Source organism: Rathayibacter sp. VKM Ac-2928, from assembly GCF_022815545.1.
GTDB classification, from domain to species: Bacteria; Actinomycetota; Actinomycetes; order Actinomycetales; family Microbacteriaceae; genus Rathayibacter; species Rathayibacter festucae.
The window spans coordinates 172,570-190,886 of sequence record NZ_JALGRU010000003.1 but is presented as its reverse complement, the minus strand read 5'-3'; the positions used below and the strand labels follow the sequence as shown (position 1 = coordinate 190,886).

Genomic DNA, 18,317 nt, shown 5'->3' with positions numbered 1-18,317 from the left:
GACCGGAGGGGTCGTGCTACTTCGCGGTGGGGCCGTAGAACGAGGTGATCTCGTCCAGCTCCATCTCGGCGGTGGTCTGGATGAGCTTCAGCAGCTCGGGGTCCAGGCCCGGGGAGAACTCCTCGAAGCGCTCCGGCGCGATCGTCGACGGCACGCCCTCGGGGGCCTGCTCGTTGGCCGAGAGGTCGGTGCCGTCGTTCGAGGGGGAGGCTCCGCGGAAGATCTTGCCCGCCTCGGACGCGCCCTCGAGGTCGAAGGTGAACTGCTTGCTCTGCAGGCCGAGGTCGACCAGCTTCTTCACCTCGGGGAACTTCTCGGCGTTGGTCTTCGGGATCGGCAGAGTCTTCTTCCAGTCGATCCCGAGGGTCTCCAGCGCCTTCGCGTAGCCGTTCTCGTGCGCCTGGTCGCGGACGATCAGGTAGGCGACCGTCGAGCGCGCGGTCTTGTTCTGCGTCATCTCGTAGATGCGGCACTTCTGCAGCCGCCCGGTCGACTCGAGCATGAGGTTGTAGAGCAGGTCGAGCACGAGATTGCCCGAGTTGTAGACGTAGCTGCCGCTCCACGGATTGCCGACCGAGTCGACGGGCAGTGCGCCCTGCGCTCCGACCAGGTAGTGGTGGATGTTGCCCGTGTCGAGCGCGATGTTCAGCGGGGTCGCTCCGCCGGCACCGGGGGTGTCCAGCGGGTCGGTCGGCTTGCCCTGGTAGCGCGGCGAGCCGTCGAGCAGGCGCGAGATGGTCGTGCCGATCAGCTCGACGTGGCCGATCTCCTCGGTGCCGATGCCCTGGATCAGGTCGCGGTACGGCTTCGCGTCGGCGCCGCGGAAGTTCATCGCCTGGAAGAGGTACTGCATCATCGTGCGCATCTCGCCGAACTGCCCGCCGAGGCCCTCCTGCAGCGCGTTCGCGGCGGCCGGATCCGGCTCGTCCTGCTCGATGTCGTTGATGAGTCGTTGAACGTGGAAGTACACCATTGCCTCCAGAAGGATCGTCGGTGTTCCCACCCTCCGCCGCGCTCCTGGCGTTTGCAGAGCCCCTTGCCACCGAGGGGGTGCGCGTGCGACCGGGCGGGTGGCTCGCCCCGGTTCGCCGCCCTGTGCGAGGCTCGGAGCATGACCGAGCAGACCCGCACGACTCCGCGCCCCGTCGACTCCCGGGCGCTCGCGAGCGCGGGCGTCGCGGTGCTCGGCGCGCTGCTGGTCGGCGTCCCGCTGCTCGCCTCGGCGCTCGCCGTCGTGGCGATCGTGCTGGCGCTCGGCGCCCGGAACGGGCTGCGCGCGGACGAGACGCTCCGCGGCGCCCGCGTGAGCCTCGTCGGCTTCGTGCTGGGGCTCGGGGTGCTCGCCGTGGCGTTCGGCCCGCTCGTGCTCGGGTGGGTGCTCGGGCTGTTCGCCTGAGGCCGCCGCGTACCGCCTGAGGCCGGCGACTACCGCTGCGCGAACGCCTCCCGGTACAGGCTCGTCAGCTCGGGGGAGTCGGCCGCGCTCAGCCCGCAGGTGAGGATCGTGTCGCCGTCGGCGGCGATCAGGTAGTCGATGCCGCGCTCGAAGACGATCGGGGCGCCGTCGACGGCGGACTCCGCCGCCTGTGTCACCGTCACCGCGTCGCCGACGTCGCCGGCGAAGCGGTCGATCACGCGCAGGGTGACGGTGCCGTCGTCGATCGAGGCGACCTCGGCGCGGAAGGCGAGCTGCGACGGAGCGAGCGCCTCGGCGGTGACCGGGGCGCACATGTCCATCGGCCCGCCGGTCGCGGGCAGCCGCAGCGCGGAGGCGGAGCCGCCGGTCGTGACGCCGAGGGCGAAGGGGAGCAGGAGCGACGCGGCGGCGCCGACCGCGAGCGCGCCGACCCCGACGATCAGCCAGGGGGAGCGGCGGCGGCGGACGGCGGCGGGGTCGGAGTCGTGGGGGTCGGTGCCCTGGCTGCCCGTCGCCTGCCCGCCCATCGCCCGGTCCCGGTGCTCGGCGAGCTGCGCGCGGGTGAGCGGGGCGAGCCCCTCCGCCGGGTCGGTCGAGCGCACCAGCCGGCGCAGCTCCGAGTCCTCGATCGCGGTCATCGTGCTCCTCCTTCTGAGGTCGTCGGGTCCTGGGCGGCGCGGCTCTCGTAGAGCTCCGCGAAGCGCTGGCGGGCGCGGTGCAGCCGGATCGACGCGGCGTTCGGCGTGATCCCGAGGACCTCGCCGATCCCGCGGGCGTCGAGCTCCTCCCACGACCACAGGCGCAGCAGCTCGGCGTCGGACTCGCGCAGCCGCGAGAGCACGAAGCGCACGGCGTCGTCGGTGGCGGACGGCCCGTCCGGGTCGCGCACCTCCTGCGGCGGGTCGACGACGGCGATCCGGTGGGTGAGCAGGACCTGGCGCCGCTGCATCCGGCGCGCGTTCTGCAGCTGCAGTCGGGCGACGCCGATCGACCAGGCGATCGGATCGTCCTCCGGCACGTCGGCGACGCGGCGCCAGAGCACGGCGAGGGTGGCGGCGAGCACGTCGTCGGCCGTGGCCTCGTCGGTGCGGCGCCAGAGGTAGCGGCGGACGGGGTCGGCGACCACGCCGGCGAGCGCGGCGAAGCGGTCGGGACCCGCGAGGGGAGCTGGCATGTGCCTCATGCTCCCTCCTGTCCGGCACGCCCGCCGTTCTTTCACCGGCGCGCCGACCCGGCTCCCGGCTGCGTCACGGGGAGCGCCGGCGCCGCCTGCTCGGAGCACCTCCGGCTCGCGATTCCGGCTCCGGCACGTCGTTCTGCCGGATCCCGGCGTGCCGGAGCCGTTTCCACGTGCCGGAGCTGCGCCTCCGCCCGCGCCGCGAACCTCCGGCTCGCGGTTCCGGCTTCGGCTCGCGGTTCTTCTGGATTCCCGCGTGCCGAAGCCGATTCCGCGTGCCGGAGCTGCGCCACCGGTCGCCCCGCGTACCTCTGGCTCGTGATTCGAGCTCCGGCTCGTGGTTCCGGCGGCTTCCCGCGTGCCGGAGCCGATTCCGCGTGCCAAAGGTCCGCCGGACCGCCGCCGTCGCCCGCCCCACCGCCTCGCTACTCTGAAGCGCCCCCATCCCCCTTCCCGCCGAGGAGCCCCATGCCCATCTGGTCCCTGCACGGCGACGGCCGCACCGTCGCGCCCGGAGCCGTCGTCGGCCCCGCCGAGCGGCTCAACTGGCCCGCGACCGTCGCGATCGGCATCCAGCACGTCGTCGCCATGTTCGGCGCGACCTTCCTCGTGCCCGTGCTCACCGGCTTCCCCGTCGCGACGACCCTGCTCTTCTCCGGCGTCGGCACGCTGCTGTTCCTCCTGATCACCCGCAACAAGCTGCCCAGCTACCTCGGCTCGAGCTTCGCCTTCATCGCCCCGGTCACCGCGGCGACGGCGGTCGGCGGCACGGGATCGGCGCTCGCCGGAGTCGTCGCCGTGGGCGTGCTGCTCGCGCTCGTCGGCTTCGTCGTGCAGTTCGCCGGCCTCGGCTGGATCGACCGCCTGATGCCCCCGGTCGTCTCCGGCGCGATCGTGGCGCTGATCGGCTTCAACCTCGCCCCGACCGCCTGGTCGAGCTTCCAGCAGGCGCCGGTCACCGCGACGGTCACGCTCGCCGCGATCATCCTCGGCAGCGTCTTCTTCCGCGGCTTCCTCGGCCGCGTCTCGATCTTCGTCGGCGTCGTGATCGGCTACGTCGTCGCGCTGATCCGCAACGAGATCGACTACTCCGCCGTCGCCGACGCCGCCTGGGTCGGCCTGCCGCCGTTCAGCTTCCCCGACTTCGCGTCCGGATCGACGTGGTCCGGCATCGCGATGTTCCTGCCCGTCGTGCTCGTGCTCATCGCCGAGAACGTCGGCCACGTCCGCGGCGTCGCGACGATGACCGACTCCTCGGTCAACCAGCACACCGGCCGCGCCCTGATCGCGGACGGCATCGCCACCACCGTCTCCGGCGCGTTCGGCGGCTCGGGCACCACCACCTACGGCGAGAACATCGGCGTGATGGCCGCGACCCGCGTCTACTCGACCGCCGCGTACTGGGTCGCCGGCGTCACCGCCGTGCTGCTCAGCCTCTCGCCCAAGGTCGGCGCGGTCTTCAACTCGATCCCCGCGGGCGTCCTCGGCGGCGCGACCACCGCGCTCTACGGCCTCATCGGCGTGATCGGCATCAAGATCTGGATCGACAACCGCGTCGACTTCTCCCGCCCGGTCAACCAGTACACGGCCGCCGTCTCCCTCGTCATCGCGATCGCCGGCTTCTCCTTCAGCTCCGGCGGCTTCGAGCTCGGCGGCATCGTCCTCGGCGCGGCCGCGGCCCTCGTGATCTACCACCTCGGCAACGCCGTCGCCCGCTGGCGACGCACCGGCGCCGACGACGGCGGCCCGCTGCCCCCCATCGGCCAGCTCGGCGGCGACCCGCAGCACTGAGGCCGCGCTGCCCCCGCCCACCCGTCACGAACGGTCGTCCCCCGCGCCGGTGGAGGACCGTTCGCGCCGGATCGCGGGCGCCGCTCGTCGCGTTCGGCACTTTCTGCTGATCCCGCGGGGTCAGAACGGCAGAAAGTGGCGAACCGCGCGCCGGATCCAGCCTGAGACGTGCGGCCGGTGCTCGGACACGTCGGTCTCGATACGCCGCTGCGCGGCTACTCGACCAGCATGGGGTGGCGCTGCGCGGCTCTTCCATCAGCACGGGGGTGCCGCTGCGCGGCACTTCGACCAGCGCGCCCGCGTCGCCCTTCGGTCTGCCCGGCGACGATTCTTGTTGATCGAGTAGCCCTCGGAGAGGGCGTATCGAGATCCGCCGTGGCACGGGCGGGGGCGTGAGGCCGGCGTTCTGGCGGGCGTGGGTCTCGATACGCCGCTGCGCGGCTACTCGACCAGCATGGGGTGCCGCTGCGCGGCTACTCGACCAGCATGGGGGTGCCGCTGCGCGGCACTTCGACCAGCGTGGGGGCGCGGCTGCGCGGGCGGCAGCGCGCGCCCGCGGTCAGGCGTCCGCGGCGCGGAGGGCGAGCTTCGCGTAGAGGTCCTCGAGGAGGAGGCGGGTGTCGAGGTGGGTGTAGACGCGCAGGTCCGGGCCGGTGCCGGCGCGGGGGCCGTACTGGCCGTCGGGGGTGATCGAGGGGCGGGGGACGCGCGCCGTGCGGCTGGAGGAGGCGTCGGGCTCGAAGGCGGAGAGCAGGGCGGTCGCGAGGACGAGCGGGCTGTCGCCGAGGGCGTAGGTCTCGCCGAAGCTGAGGCCGTGCGCGGCGCCCATCCGGAAGACGCCGTCGAGGGCGTCGAAGAGGTGCCGGCCGAGCTCGCCGGCGGTGCGCATCCGCACGCGGAGCTCGGCGACGGAGGCGAGCGGCTGCCGGTAGGCGTCGCGCGGGAACTGCTCGATCGGCAGCGCGGACGCGAACACCTCGGCGGCGGCGGGCACGTCGATCAGCAGGTTGTACTCGATCGGCATCGCGCCGGGCGGCGGGACGGCCAGGCCCGGGTGCTCCGGTCCGCCGATCCAGACCAGCGTCATCCTGGCGGCGATCGACGGCTCGAGGCGCAGGGCCGCCGCCACCTCGGTCAGCCCGGCGCCGGCGCAGAGGTACAGCGGCCGCGGGTCGTCCCGCAGAGCCTCCGCCACGATCGCGCGCGCCGCGTCCGAGACATGAGCATCAGGAGTGTTCGCCCCCGCCACCACCGGCACGTCCGGGCGCCCGCAGAGCGCGAGCACCTCGCGCGCCGCCGCCGCCGCGTTGTCAGCGGTCCGGTCGGAGGGATCGAACGGGTCGCCCGGCCGCAGCCGCGAGCCGACGACGAGCGCCAGCTCGACCGACTCCGACAGCGCGTGCTGCGCGAGCTGCACCAGCCCGTCCGGGTCGCCGGAGTAGTCGTTGTCCGAGATCACCCGCACCCGCGGCGGCACTCCGCTCACGACACGACCTTCGTCAGCCGCACGGCCATGAACTGCCGCGCCGGCAGCTCCACCCGGAACGACCCGGAGAACACCCCGGGCACCCGCGAGACGGTCATCCCCCAGGTGTCGATCACGTCGACGATCCAGGAGTCGGAGGGGTCGCGCACGATCTGCCGGAACCGCGGCCGGTTGAAGCCGAAGTACACGAGCTGCACGCCGCCGCCCCCGCCCCAGGGCGCGTCCCAGTCCGAGGGCAGCGGGTCGATCCGTCCGTCCGGCATCTCGGCGGTGATCCGCCGCAGGAAGGCGATGCGCGCCGGACTGTCGCCGACGAGCTCGCCGCCCTTCGACCACCAGAGCTCCTCGCGGTCGTTGAGGTACGTCTCGCCGTGGCCGACGTAGCCGCCGCGGACCGCCCCCTCCCAGAACCGCCGGACCATCTCCTCGCCGGTGATGTTGCCCCAGCCCTGGTCGATGTCGCCCTCGTAGGCGCACTCGTCGATCACGACCGGCTTGCCCCACTGCTCGCGCCAGGCGTCGGTGTTCTCGGCGGTCCGGTACACGTCGATCCGCTGCACGGATGCATGCGTGATCCAGGGCCGGGAGTAGTCGTAGAAGCCGAAGCAGTTGTGGATGGAGAGCAGGTGGCCCACCGGGTCCTCGGCGACGACGAGCGCGGCGAGGCGCTCCCAGTCGTCGACGCTCTTCGACCAGAGCAGGTCGTACTCGTTGGCGAGCGACCACCAGACGTTCGGCGAGGCGGCCAGGCGCCGGACCACGTAGCGCGTGACGAGGTCGTCGGCCGCGCGGCCCATGTCCGAGAAGCCCCAGCGGTCGTAGGCGTGGAAGAGGATCACGTCGGCCTGGATGCCGAGCATGTCGAGATCCGCGACCCGCTCCTCCAGCCGGCGGAAGAACGCGGGCACCGGGCGGTCGAAGTCCCAGCCGTCGCCGTCGCGCTCGAACGGGTACAGCTCCGGCTCGTTCGTGTTGTACAGGTAGGCCTTCGGGAAGACGCAGTGCCGCACCTTGGTGAACGGCGCGTCCGCGAGCGTCGCGAGGGTCGCCTCCTGCAGCGCCTCGCTCTGGTGCGTCCAGGCGTACGCGGTCGTGCCGAGCGGCAGGTGCCGGGTGCCGTCCTCGTGCGCGAAGTGGAAGGTGTCGGCGACCCGCACCGGCCCGTGCGCGCCGGGCAGGGCGGCCTCGACGGTGATGGAGGCGGTGAGCCCGTCGAGCGAGCGCGCGGTGGACGCGGTGGTCACGCTCCAGACGCCGGTGGCAGGAGGCAGGAACCGCACCCGGTACACCCCGTCGCCGTCGTAGAACCCGCCGGCCCGCACCGTCTCGTCGCCGAGCGAGAACTCCGCCGAGAACTCGACGTCGACGAACGGGTTGCCGTGCGCCGGCCCGTCGACGACGACCTCGGCGGGCGCCCACACGGTCCCCACCGCGACAGGTCGCACAACGGCCGACGCGACAGCGACGTCCTCGCCCTCGTAGTCCGCGCGCGGCAGCACGGCCACCCGCTCCGGCCGCGGCGCCGCGACTCCGGAGTCGTCGACAGCGTCGAGCGCCGCCCAGAACGAGGCCTCGCGCTCGGGGTCCGCCTTCAGCAGCGGATCCATCCCCACGACGAGTCCGACGGGGGCGGAGCGCAGCTGCACCAGCAGCGGCGAGTTGACGACGCCCGGGACGAAGCGGCGCACGACGTCGCCCGCCTCCCCGTGGTCGAGGACGGCGGCCAGGGTCGATTCGCGGGAGAAGCCCACGGTCACACCTCCACGGTGGTCAGGGTCTGCACGGTGCGCCGGAATTCGGCCTGCATGTCGAGGGCGTCGCGCTGGAGGAGCCACTGCACCTGCAGCCCGTCCATGGTCGCGATGACGCGGATCGCGGCGCTGCGCGGATCCACGCCCGGCACCAGCTGCCCGCGGGTCAGCATGTCGCCGAACGCGCCGGTGAACAGGTCGACGATGAAGCGGTAGCGGTTCGCGAAGTACTCGTGCGCCGGGTGGTCGGCGTGGGTCGCCTCCGCCGAGAGCACGCACTGCAGCTCGACGAGGCCGGGGATCTCGGTGTTGTAGGCGACCAGGTCGATCAGCGCGCGGACCGTGTCGATGCCGGGCACGGCGTCGCCGCTGGGTACCCGGACGATCGAGTGGTCGTCGCGGAGGGTGAGCACCGCCGAGAGCAGCTCCCACTTGTTGGCGAAGTGGTGCAGCACGCCGGCCTGGCTGAGCCCGACCTTCTCGGCGATCTCGCGCAGTGACGCGGCGTGGTAGCCGCTCGCGGAGAAGACCTCCAGGCCCGCGGCCACGATCTCGGCGCGCCGGGCGGCGGTCTTGGCGTACTGCCCGCGCGGTCGCCGCGGGGGAGAGGTGGGGAGTGCCATGAAGTGCCTCCAGGCGCATCGTTGCGAGGGGGCACGGAGCCTCCGGTGCGAGAAACCTAGCCGCTAGAGGTTTCCGAGTCAAAAACCTGGTGCCGAGTCGGCTTTCGGAAAGCTCCCCGTCAGCGTGCAGTTCCAAGCGCCTCGCGGGATGTGAACGGTCACGAGAATCACGAAAACCTAACGGGCCGAAGTTTTTCTTCCCAAAACCTAGGGGTCATCTGTTTTTCGTGTTAGCTTCCTCGGCACCGGTTCATGGGAGAACCGGGAGAACCTGGAGACCGAAGATGTTCCGATGGAAGAGGCTGGCGGCCGCTGCGATCGCCGTCACCACGATGGTCGGCCTGACCAGCTGCGCGGCCGACTCCGGCGGAGGCGCCTCCGGCGGCTCGAGCGAGACGCTCACGCTGGGTGCGATCCAGACCCTGTCGACGTTCGCCGCGGCGGACTCGTACTGGGCCAACGAGTCGCCGTACATGCAGGCCGTCTACGACAGCGTGCTGCGGGCCGAGCCCGACGGCACCATCACCGAGGGCCTCGCCTCGGAGTGGACCTACAACGAGGACAACACGGTCCTCACCCTGAAGATCCGCGACGGTGTGACCTTCTCCGACGGATCGACGCTCGACGCCGACGCCGTCGCGCAGAACCTGATCCGCTTCCGCGACGGCAACTCGCCCGACACGAACAAGATGGCCGACCTCGCCGACGCCGTCGCGACCGACGCCTCGACCGTCACGGTGACCCTCAAGCAGGCCAACCCGACGTTCCTCTTCTACCTGACCCAGAACGCCGGCCTCGTCGAGGCGCCCTCCGCCTTCGAGTCCGCCGACATCCAGACCGTCCCGGTCGGCTCCGGCCCCTACGAGCTCGACGCGTCGAAGACCGTCATCGGCACCTCCTACGCCTTCACCAAGCGCGACGGCTACTGGGACGAGGACTCGGTCCACTACGACAACCTGAACATCAACGTCTACAGCGACTCCACCGCTCTGGTGAACGCGATCAAGGGCGGTCAGGTCAACGCGGCGAACACGGTCGACAACAACGACCTCAAGGAGATCGAGGCGTCGGGCTTCACCGTCAACGCCTTCGAGCTCAACTGGACCGGTCTGCTGCTGCTCGACCGCGACGGCACCATCGCGCCGGCTCTGAAGGACGTCCGCGTCCGCCAGGCCATCAACTACGCGTTCGACAAGGAGTCGCTGCTGAAGGCCATCGGCCAGGGCTACGGCACCCCGACCACGCAGATCTTCCCGACCTCCTCCGAGGGCTACGACGAGTCGCTCGACGACGACTACCCCTACGACCCCGAGAAGGCCAAGGAGCTCCTCGCCGAGGCCGGCTACCCGGACGGCTTCGAGCTGAACATGCCCTCGAGCTCGCTCGTCGGCTCCTCGACCTTCACGCTGATCCAGCAGCAGCTCTCCGAGGTCGGCATCACCGTCACCTACACCGACGCCGGCAACAACTTCATCGCCGACGTCCTCGCCCCGAAGTACGCCGCCACCTGGCTCACGCTGCAGCAGGACCCCGACTGGGCCCTGATCAACTTCGAGCTCAGCCCCAACGCGATCTTCAACCCCTTCAAGAACGCCGACCCCGAGCTCGAGACGCTGATCGAGGCCGTCCGCACCGCGGACGAGTCCGGCTACGCCGCCGCCGTCCAGGCCGTCAACGCCTACACGGTCGAGAACGCCTGGTTCGCCCCCTGGTACCGCCAGCAGTCGAGCTTCGTGACCGACGCGAACACCAAGGTCGAGACCCAGACGGGCAACGCCTACCCGTACCTCTGGAACATCACCCCGGCCTGATCCGGATCAGCGGGCGGGTCGGCTCCGGTCGACCCGCCCGCTCCCTCTCTTCGCGCCGCCCGATCCGCTGATCAGGCCCGCGCCCTCCTCCGTTCGAAGGACCACTGATGACCAGGTTCATCCTGCGACGCGTCGTCTCGGGGATCATCCTCGTGGTGCTGATCTCCGTCGTCGCCTACGCACTCCTCTATCTCGGCGGCGGCGACATCGCCCGCCGCATCCTCGGGCAGAACGCGACGCCGGAGGCGGTCGCCCAGCGCGCCGCGCAGCTCGGCCTCGACCAGCCGATCTGGTCGCAGTACCTCGGCTGGCTCGGCCACGCGGTCACCGGCGACCTCGGCAGCTCCTGGTTCACCGGGCAGGCGGTCACCACCGCCATCTCCACCCGCGTCACCGTCACGCTCTCCCTGGTCATCGGCGCCACGATCATCTCCGCGATCGTCGCGGTCGTGCTCGGTGTCTGGGCCGCGGTCCGCCGCGGCTGGGCCGACAAGCTCGTGCAGCTGGTGTCGATCCTCGGCTTCGCGATCCCCGGCTTCCTGATCGCGCTGGGCCTCGTCACCGTCTTCGCGATCAACCTCCGCTGGTTCAAGCCCACCGGCTACGTCAACCTCACCGACTCGTTCTCGGGCTGGATCGCCACGGTCACCCTGCCGATCATCGCCCTCGCGATCGGCGGCATCGCCGGCGTCGCCCAGCAGGTCCGCGGCTCCGTCATCGACGCGCTCCGCCAGGACTACGTGCGGACCCTGCGCTCGCGCGGCCTGCCCGCCAACCGGATCGTCTTCCAGCACGTGCTGCGGAACGCCGGCGGCCCCGCGCTCGCCGTCCTCGCCGTGCAGTTCATCGGCCTCCTCGGCGGCGCCGTCATCGTCGAGCAGATCTTCGCGATCCCCGGCCTCGGCCAGGTCGCGGTCACCGCGACCACCCAGGGCGACATCCCGCTGGTGATGGGCCTCGTGCTGATCACCGCGATCATCGTCGTCATCGTCAACCTGCTCATCGACCTGCTCCAGGGCTGGCTCAACCCGAAGGTGCGACTCTCATGACCGCCACGACTCCGCTGCCCGCCAGCACCCCGTCGGTCGGAGTGGAGGAGCGCGCCGCCCGCACGCACCTCTTCCGCCGCCTGCTGCACAACCCGGTCGGGCTCGTCTCGCTCGTCTTCCTCGCGATCGTCGTCCTCTCCGGGATCTTCGCGCCGCTGCTCGCCCCGGCCGACCCCAACCGCGCCTCGCTGCAGGACGTGCTCGCCGAGCCCGGCGCCGCGCACCTGCTCGGCGCCGACAGCGCCGGCCGCGACGTCCTCTCGCGCCTGCTCTTCGGCACCCAGTTCAGCCTCGCCGGCGCCCTGGTCGCGCTCGCGGTCGCCGTCGTCATCGGCGTCACCAGCGGACTGCTGGCCGGCTACTTCGGCGGCTGGTTCGACTCCGTCTCGGCCTGGACCTCCGGCCTCGTGATGGCGCTGCCCGGCTTCGTCGTCCTGCTGGCGGCCCGCGCCGTCATCGGCCCGTCGATGTGGCTCTCGATGGCCATCTTCGGCGTCCTGCTCTCGCCGGCCTTCCACCGGCTGGTCTACGCCTCCGTCACCGCGGTGCGCGGCGAGCTCTTCGTCGACGCGGCCCGGGTCTCCGGACTCAGCAACGGCCGGATCATCGCCCGGCACATCCTCACCGTCGTCCGCGCTCCCGTCATCATCCAGGCCTCGCTGGTCGCCGGCATCGCGATCGCCATCCAGGCGGGACTCGAGTTCCTCGGCCTCGGCGACCTGTCGATCCCGACCTGGGGCTCGATGCTCAACGACGGCTTCTCCAACGTCTTCAACGCCCCGATCCTGATGCTCTGGCCGAGCCTCGCGATCGCGCTCACCTCCATCGCGCTGACCCTGCTGGGCAACGCGATGCGCGACGAGCTCGAGCGCAGCGCCTCCGGAGCCAAGCGCTCGAAGAAGCGCAAGTCGGCCTCGGCGCCCGCGACGGTGCCGACCAGCCTGTCCACGATCGGCATCCAGACGATGCTCGACGAGGACGCCGCGGCGCCGAAGACCGTCGTGCACGAGGAGGAGGCCGGCGCGAAGAGCTCAGAAGAGATCCTCCGCGTCACGAACCTCTCGGTCGGCTACGGCCAGAACGACGGCTCGGTCAAGACGGTCGTGCACGACGTCTCGCTCGCGGTCCGCCGCGGTGAGATCCACGGCCTGATCGGCGAGTCCGGCTCGGGCAAGACGCAGACCGCCTGGTCGGTGCTGCGCCTGCTGCCCGAGGGCGGCCGGATCACCGGCGGCTCGATCGTCTTCGACGGCAAGGACCTCGCGCACCTGTCGGAGAAGGAGATGACCAAGCTCCGCGGCAAGCGCATCGCATACATCCCGCAGGAGCCGATGTCGAACCTCGACCCCTCCTTCACCATCGGCACGCAGCTCGTGCAGCCGATGCGGATCTGCCTCGGCCTCTCGAAGGCGGCGGCGAAGGAGCGGGCGCTCGGCCTGCTCGCCCGGGTCGGCATCCCGAACCCGCAGCGCACGTTCGACGCCTACCCGCACGAGGTCTCCGGCGGCATGGCCCAGCGCGTGCTGATCGCCGGCGCCGTCTCCTGCGACCCCGACCTGCTGATCGCCGACGAGCCGACCACCGCGCTCGACGTCACGGTGCAGGCTGAGGTGCTCGACCTGCTCCGCGAGCTGCAGTCGGAGCTGAACATGGGCATGATCCTCGTCACGCACAACTTCGGCGTCGTCGCCGACCTGTGCGACCGCGTCTCGGTCATGCGCGACGGCCGGATCGTCGAGACCGGGCCCGTGCGCTCGATCTTCGCCGACCCCCGTCACCCCTACACCCGCGCCCTGTTCGACGCGATCCTCGAGGAGGGGCCCGCCCGCGGACCGCTCGTCGCCACCACCGCCGTGAAGGAGTCGAGCCGATGAGCGCCGCACCCGCCGCACCGTCCGAGCTGCTGCTGGACGTCAAGGACGTCGTCGTCGAGTACCCGGGCAAGGGCTTCCGCGCGAAGCCGTTCCAGGCGCTCAAGGGCGTCTCGCTCGACATCCGCCCCGGCGAGACCGTCGGCCTGGTCGGCGAGTCCGGCTCGGGCAAGACCACGCTCGGCCGCGCGGTGCTGGGGCTCGCCCCGGTCACCGGCGGCGAGATCCTCTACAACGGGCGCGACATCGCGCACCTCGACCGGCGGCAGCGCCGCGGACTCTCCTCCGAGATCCAGGTCGTCTTCCAGGACCCGTACACCTCGCTCAACCCGTCGCTGACGATCGAGCAGATCCTGGTCGAGCCGCTCACCGTGCGGAAGGTCGACGCCAAGGTCGCCTCCCAGCGGGTGCGCGAGCTGCTCGACCAGGTCGGGCTGCCGCAGTCCGCGGCCGACCGCCTGCCGCGCGAGTTCTCCGGCGGTCAGCGCCAGCGGATCGCGATCGCCCGGGCGCTCGCCCTCGAGCCGCGGCTGATCGTCTGCGACGAGCCCGTCTCGGCGCTGGACCTCTCCACCCAGGCGCGCGTCCTCGACCTCTTCACCGAGATCCAGGAGCGCACCGGAGTCGCGTACCTCTTCGTCTCGCACGACCTCGCCGTCGTGCGGCACCTCTCGCACCGCGTCGCCGTGATGTACCACGGCGAGATCGTGGAGTGGGGCGACGGCGACCAGGTCACCTCCCGCCCGGAGCACGCCTACACCCAGCGCCTCTTCCTGGCCGCCCCGGTCGCCGACCCGGTCCGCCAGGCCACCCGCCGCGAGGAGCGCCGCGCCTTCGTGGCCGCCCACCCCTGACGCCCGCCCCCCGGACGCGCGCGCGTCCCTCCCCTCTCCGCGAGATGCCACTTATGAGCGCGACACGCCGCGCGATCGCGTCATAAGTGGCATCTCGCGGAGGGGGCCGGGCGGGGTGCACCGTCAGAAACCCACTACTGCTAGGTTTTGAGGGACGACGACGTCGCCTCCCGAGAGAGAAAGAGTCACCGTGACCGACACCTCCACTGCTCCCCGCATCCCGGCCGAGGGACCCGACGCCGACGCCCTGCTCACCGAGCTGATCGGGCGCCTCGACCTCGAGGAGAAGGTGCAGCTGCTCACCGGCCGCGACTTCTGGACCACCTGGCCGATCGAGAGGATCGGCCTGCGCCGCATGCTCGTCTCCGACGGCCCGTCGGGCGTCCGCGGCGAGGTCTGGGACGAGCGCTCGCCCTCGCTCAACCTGCCCTCCGCCACCGCGCTGTCCTCCTCCTGGGACCGCTCGATCGCCCGCCGCTACGGCGCCGCCGCCGCGGTCGAGGCGCGCCGCAAGGACGTCGACGTCGTCCTCGGCCCGACCATCAACCTGCACCGCTCCCCGCTCGGCGGCCGCCACTTCGAGGGCTTCAGCGAGGACCCGGTGCTCACCGCCGATCTCGCCGCCGCCTACGTGGCCGGCGTGCAGGAGAACGGCGTCGGCGCCACTCCCAAGCACTACATCGCCAACGACTCCGAGACCGACCGCTTCACCGTCGACGTCCGCGTCGGCGACCGCGCGCTCCGCGAGCTCTACCTGCTCGCCTTCGAGCGCGCGATCGTCGAGACCCGCGCTTGGCTCGTGATGAGCTCCTACAACTCGATCAACGGCACCACCGCCACCGAGAGCGACCTGCTGGAGAACCCGCTGAACAGCGAGTGGGGCTTCGACGGCGTCGTCATCAGCGACTGGACCGCGGTCCGCACCGTCGACAGCGCCCGCGCGGCGCAGGACCTCGTGATGCCCGGCCCCGACGGCCCGTGGGGCGCCGCGCTCGTCGCCGCCGTCCGCGACGGCTCGATCGAGGAGTCCGTCGTCGACCGCAAGGTCCGCCGCATCCTCCGCCTCGCGGCCCGCGTCGGCGCACTCGAGGGCTTCGCGCCCGCCGTCGCCGAGCCGGTCCTCGTCGAGGACGGCCGCGGCTTCGCCCGCGAGGCCGCCGCCGCCGGCAGCGTCCTGCTGCGCAACGAGGGCGAGCTGCCCTGGGACGCCTCGGCGCTCACCTCCGTCGCCGTCATCGGCCACAACGCCCGCGAGGCGCGCACGCAGGGCGGCGGATCCGCGACGGTCCTGCCCGAGAAGGTCGTCACTCCGCTCGACGGCGTCCGCGCCGCCCTGCCGCACGCCCGCGTCGACTACGCCCTCGGCGCGGTGGTGCAGGACGGCGTCGCCCCGCTCGTCCTCGAGACGATCACCAACCCGGTCACCGGCGAGCCCGGCCAGCGCGTCCGCTTCCTCGCCGAGGACGGCGCGGAGCTGTTCGTCGAGGACCGCCGCGCCACCTCGCTGGTCTGGTTCGGCGGCACCGCCCCGATCGCCGCGTCGGCCCGCGTCGAGTTCTCGACGATCCTCACCCCCGCCGCCGACGCGACCGTCCGCCTGGGCTTCGCCGTCGCCGGCACCGCCCGCGTCTACGTCGACGGCGCGCTCTTCCTCGAGGAGACCCTCGCCGCCGTCGGCTCGGACCTCGGTGCCGCGCTGCTCGCCCCGCCGTCGGTCTCCGCGCCGCTGACCTTCACCGCCGGCACTCCCGTCGACATCCGGATCGAGTACGACATCGTGCACGCCGAGGGCGACCTCGAGGGCGCGCTCGGCTTCACCTACGGCCTCGAGCCCGACGCCACCCCCGCCGACGAGCTGATCGCGGAGGCGGTGGCGCTCGCCCGCGACGCCGACGTCGCCCTCGTGGTCGTCGGCACCAACTCCGCGGTCGAGTCCGAGGGCTACGACCGCAGCTCGCTCGACCTGCCCGGCCAGCAGGACGCGCTCGTGCGCGCCGTGGCCGCGGTCAACCCGCGCACCGTCGTGGTCGTCAACGCCGGCGCTCCCGTGCTGCTGCCGTGGCGCGACGAGGTGGCGGCCGTGCTGGTCGGCTACTTCGGCGGGCAGGAGATGGGCGACGCGGTCGCCGACGTCCTGCTCGGCCGGGTCGAGCCCGGCGGACGCCTGCCCACCACCTGGCCGGTCGCGATCGAGGACGTCCCCGTCCTGTCCACGCTGCCGACCGACGGCGAGCTGCACTACGACGAGGGCATCCACATCGGCTACCGGGCCTGGCTGCGCAGCGAGGTCGAGCCGGCCTACGTCTTCGGCCACGGCCTCGGCTACACCTCGTTCGAGCTCGTCTCGGTCTCGACGCCCGAGCCCGTGCGCGGCGGCGAGGACGTCGCGCTCCTCGTCGACGTCGTCAACACCGGCGAGCGCGCCGGCAAGGTGGTGCTTCAGGCCTACGCCGAGCGCCGCGACTCCGCCGTCGAGCGCCCGGTGCGCTGGCTGGTCGGCTTCGAGAGCGCGACGCTGGAGGCGGGCGCGAGCGCGCAGATCGCCGTGACCGTCCCGACGCGACTGCTCGCCACCTGGAACGACGGGTGGGAGTACGAGGCCGGAGCGTTCACGATCCGCCTCGGCACCTCGCTCGAGGACGTCCCGCTGGTAACCGAGCTGGAGCTGAGCGCATGAGCGGCGGCGTCGTGCCGGGCGGAGTCGCGCAGGGCGGGGTCGGCGCCCCGTTCCCGAACCCGCTGATCCCCGGCTTCAACCCCGACCCCAGCGTCGTCCGCGCCGACGGCGTCTACTACCTGGTCACCTCGACGTTCGAGTACCTGCCCGGCATCCCCGTGTACCGCAGCACCGACTTCGAGACCTGGGAGCGCGTCGGCAACGTCGCGACCCGCGCCGAGCAGATCGGTGTGGAGGAGGTGCCCACCGGCCTCGGCGTCTGGGCGCCGACCATCCGCCACCACGACGGCCTCTTCCACGTGATCGTCTCGGTCCCCGCGGGAGTCGGCACCGTCGTCTTCACCGCGGCGGACCCGGCCGGCGAGTGGAGCGACGGCACCGTCCTGACCGACGCCGACGGCGGCCCCCTCCAGGGCATCGACCCGGACCTCGCCTGGGACGAGGACGGCACCGCGTACGTCACCTACTCCGGCCTGATCCTGAGCGGCGAGGAGGCCGGCGCGCACCTCGGCATCCAGCAGGTGCGGGTCGACCTCGCGGCCGGCCGCATCCTGGAGGAGCCGCGCTCGCTGTGGTCGGGCACCGGCGGCGGCTTCCCGGAGGCGCCGCACCTGTACCGGCGCTCGGTCGACGGCCGGGACGTCTGGTACCTCCTCATCGCCGAGGGCGGCACGGAGCGCGGCCACGGCGTCTCGATCGCCCGGAGCGACGCGCCGACCGGCCCGTTCGAGACCGCGCCCGGCAACCCGTTCCTCACCGCCCGCGGCACCACCCGACCGGTGCAGAACACCGGCCACGGCGACCTGGTGGAGGGCCCCGACGGCTCGACGCTGATCGTGCTGCTCGGCGTCCGCCCGCGCGGAGCGACCCGCGCCTTCTCGGCGCTCGGCCGCGAGACCTTCGTCACGCGGGTGACCTGGGTGGACGGCTGGCCGGTCGCCGAGCCCGTCGCGCTCTCGCCGCGCGGTCCGCTGCGCGACGACGTCGACTTCTCCGGACCGCTCGACGCGGGCTGGATCGGCGTCCGCCGCCTCCCGACCGCGCTCGCCACCGTGGCGGACGGCCGGCTGTCGCTGCCGGGGGAGGGGCGCACCCTGGGCCACCCGCAGCCCACCTTCGTCGGCCGCCGCCAGCTCACCCAGACCATGCAGGCCTCGGTCGTCGCCGACGTGTCGGCCGGCGCCGGCGGGCTCGCCGTCCGCTACGACGAGACGACCTTCGCGTCGGTCGAGGCGGAGTCGACGGGCTCCGGCACGCGGGTCACCGCCCGCGCGGTGATCCCCTCCTTCGAGCAGGAGTGGACCGCCGAGCTGCCGGAGGGCCCGGTGACGCTGATGCTGGAGTCCGAGCGCGACGGCGGCGTCGGCTTCGGCCCCGGCCAGATGACGAGCGACTTCCTCGTCCTCCGCGCGGAGGCGGGCGGCGTCTCCCGCACCCTCGCCCGCATCGACGGCCGCTCCTTCACCGCCGAGACCGCCACGTCCTTCACCGGCCGCGTCCTCGGCCTCTACGCGACGACCGGCACCCCGACGTTCACCGCCTACCGCTACGCCGGCACCGACGACTGACCCGCGGGTCTCGATACGCCGCTCCGCGGCTGCTCGACCAGCATGGAACGGAGCGGCCCGCGCCTCATGCTGATCGAGTAGCCCTCGCAGAGGGCGTATCGAGATCCACCCGCTCCCGGGTTGTACCACGTCTGCGTCCAGCCGCAACCACGTGAACTCCCAGGCGGCTCGCCTCTACCGTCGAGGGAGGCGACCGCAGCAGCGGCCTGCCGCACACCGAGTGAGACATCAAGGAGCACTAC

General features: G+C 72.2%; 14 protein-coding genes. 8 read left to right on the top strand and 6 right to left on the bottom strand.

The features are described from left to right. Positions 1-16: 16 nt before the first annotated feature. A complete protein-coding gene (locus MT350_RS12385; protein ID WP_123736813.1) occupies positions 17-970 on the bottom strand; it encodes a manganese catalase family protein in 954 nt (317 codons plus the stop codon). Between the two features lie 141 nt (positions 971-1,111). On the opposite strand from MT350_RS12385, the gene MT350_RS12380 reads away from it, so the two are divergent. Next, complete coding sequence (locus tag MT350_RS12380; RefSeq protein ID WP_243616010.1) at positions 1,112-1,396, top strand: hypothetical protein; 285 nt, start codon at positions 1,112-1,114, stop codon at positions 1,394-1,396. 29 nt (positions 1,397-1,425) lie between these two features. On the opposite strand, the gene MT350_RS12375 is transcribed toward MT350_RS12380, so the two are convergent. Together MT350_RS12375 and MT350_RS12370 are read right to left on the bottom strand one after the other, a co-directional pair. Next, the gene (locus tag MT350_RS12375) at positions 1,426-2,055 is read right to left on the bottom strand and encodes a hypothetical protein (protein ID WP_243616009.1); all 630 of its coding nucleotides are present in this window, start codon (positions 2,053-2,055) and stop codon (positions 1,426-1,428) included. Continuing rightward, positions 2,052-2,591: an RNA polymerase sigma factor gene (locus tag MT350_RS12370; RefSeq protein WP_123446682.1), complete on the bottom strand. Its 540-nt coding sequence runs from the start codon at positions 2,589-2,591 to the stop codon at positions 2,052-2,054. The genes MT350_RS12375 and MT350_RS12370 overlap by 4 nt, the downstream gene beginning before the upstream one ends. A gap of 471 nt (positions 2,592-3,062) precedes the next feature. Here MT350_RS12370 and MT350_RS12365 point away from each other — a divergent pair, with 471 nt between their 5' ends. Beyond that, entirely contained in the window at positions 3,063-4,385 is a 1,323-nt protein-coding gene (locus tag MT350_RS12365; protein ID WP_123736709.1) for a uracil-xanthine permease family protein, read from the top strand. 559 nt (positions 4,386-4,944) lie between these two features. Here MT350_RS12365 and MT350_RS12360 read toward each other — a convergent pair. The 3 genes from MT350_RS12360 to MT350_RS12350 are packed head-to-tail and all read right to left on the bottom strand — an operon-like array spanning position 4,945 to position 8,245. After that, positions 4,945-5,871 (bottom strand): nucleoside hydrolase, encoded by a 927-nt coding sequence (locus MT350_RS12360; RefSeq protein ID WP_243616008.1) that lies wholly within the window; start codon positions 5,869-5,871, stop codon positions 4,945-4,947. Beyond that, complete coding sequence (locus MT350_RS12355) at positions 5,868-7,628, bottom strand: DUF5605 domain-containing protein (protein WP_243616007.1); 1,761 nt, start codon at positions 7,626-7,628, stop codon at positions 5,868-5,870. The genes MT350_RS12360 and MT350_RS12355 overlap by 4 nt, the downstream gene beginning before the upstream one ends. Continuing rightward, positions 7,625-8,245 (bottom strand): TetR/AcrR family transcriptional regulator, encoded by a 621-nt coding sequence (locus MT350_RS12350; RefSeq protein WP_123705422.1) that lies wholly within the window; start codon positions 8,243-8,245, stop codon positions 7,625-7,627. Before MT350_RS12350 ends, MT350_RS12355 begins: the two co-directional genes overlap by 4 nt. A 284-nt stretch (positions 8,246-8,529) precedes the next feature. Between MT350_RS12350 and MT350_RS12345 the strand changes: the two genes are divergently transcribed. The 6 genes from MT350_RS12345 (at position 8,530) to MT350_RS12320 (ending at position 18,075) form a co-directional block, all read left to right on the top strand. Then, positions 8,530-10,056, top strand: coding sequence for an ABC transporter substrate-binding protein (locus MT350_RS12345; protein WP_243598245.1), 1,527 nt, complete (start codon positions 8,530-8,532; stop codon positions 10,054-10,056). Between the two features lie 107 nt (positions 10,057-10,163). Continuing rightward, positions 10,164-11,105 carry an ABC transporter permease gene (locus tag MT350_RS12340; RefSeq protein WP_123736712.1) on the top strand — a complete coding sequence of 314 codons (942 nt, stop codon included), beginning with the start codon at positions 10,164-10,166 and terminating at the stop codon, positions 11,103-11,105. Further along, positions 11,102-12,979, top strand: a complete 1,878-nt coding sequence (locus tag MT350_RS12335; protein WP_132437470.1) for a dipeptide/oligopeptide/nickel ABC transporter permease/ATP-binding protein — start codon at positions 11,102-11,104, stop codon at positions 12,977-12,979. The genes MT350_RS12340 and MT350_RS12335 overlap by 4 nt, the downstream gene beginning before the upstream one ends. Further along, positions 12,976-13,830 (top strand): ABC transporter ATP-binding protein, encoded by an 855-nt coding sequence (locus tag MT350_RS12330; RefSeq protein WP_127887476.1) that lies wholly within the window; start codon positions 12,976-12,978, stop codon positions 13,828-13,830. The genes MT350_RS12335 and MT350_RS12330 overlap by 4 nt, the downstream gene beginning before the upstream one ends. Before the next feature lie 190 nt (positions 13,831-14,020). Further along, complete coding sequence (locus MT350_RS12325) at positions 14,021-16,507, top strand: glycoside hydrolase family 3 protein (protein WP_374206641.1); 2,487 nt, start codon at positions 14,021-14,023, stop codon at positions 16,505-16,507. Further along, complete coding sequence (locus MT350_RS12320) at positions 16,504-18,075, top strand: glycoside hydrolase family 43 protein (RefSeq protein ID WP_243616006.1); 1,572 nt, start codon at positions 16,504-16,506, stop codon at positions 18,073-18,075. Before MT350_RS12325 ends, MT350_RS12320 begins: the two co-directional genes overlap by 4 nt. The last annotated feature ends 242 nt before the right edge of the window (positions 18,076-18,317 follow it).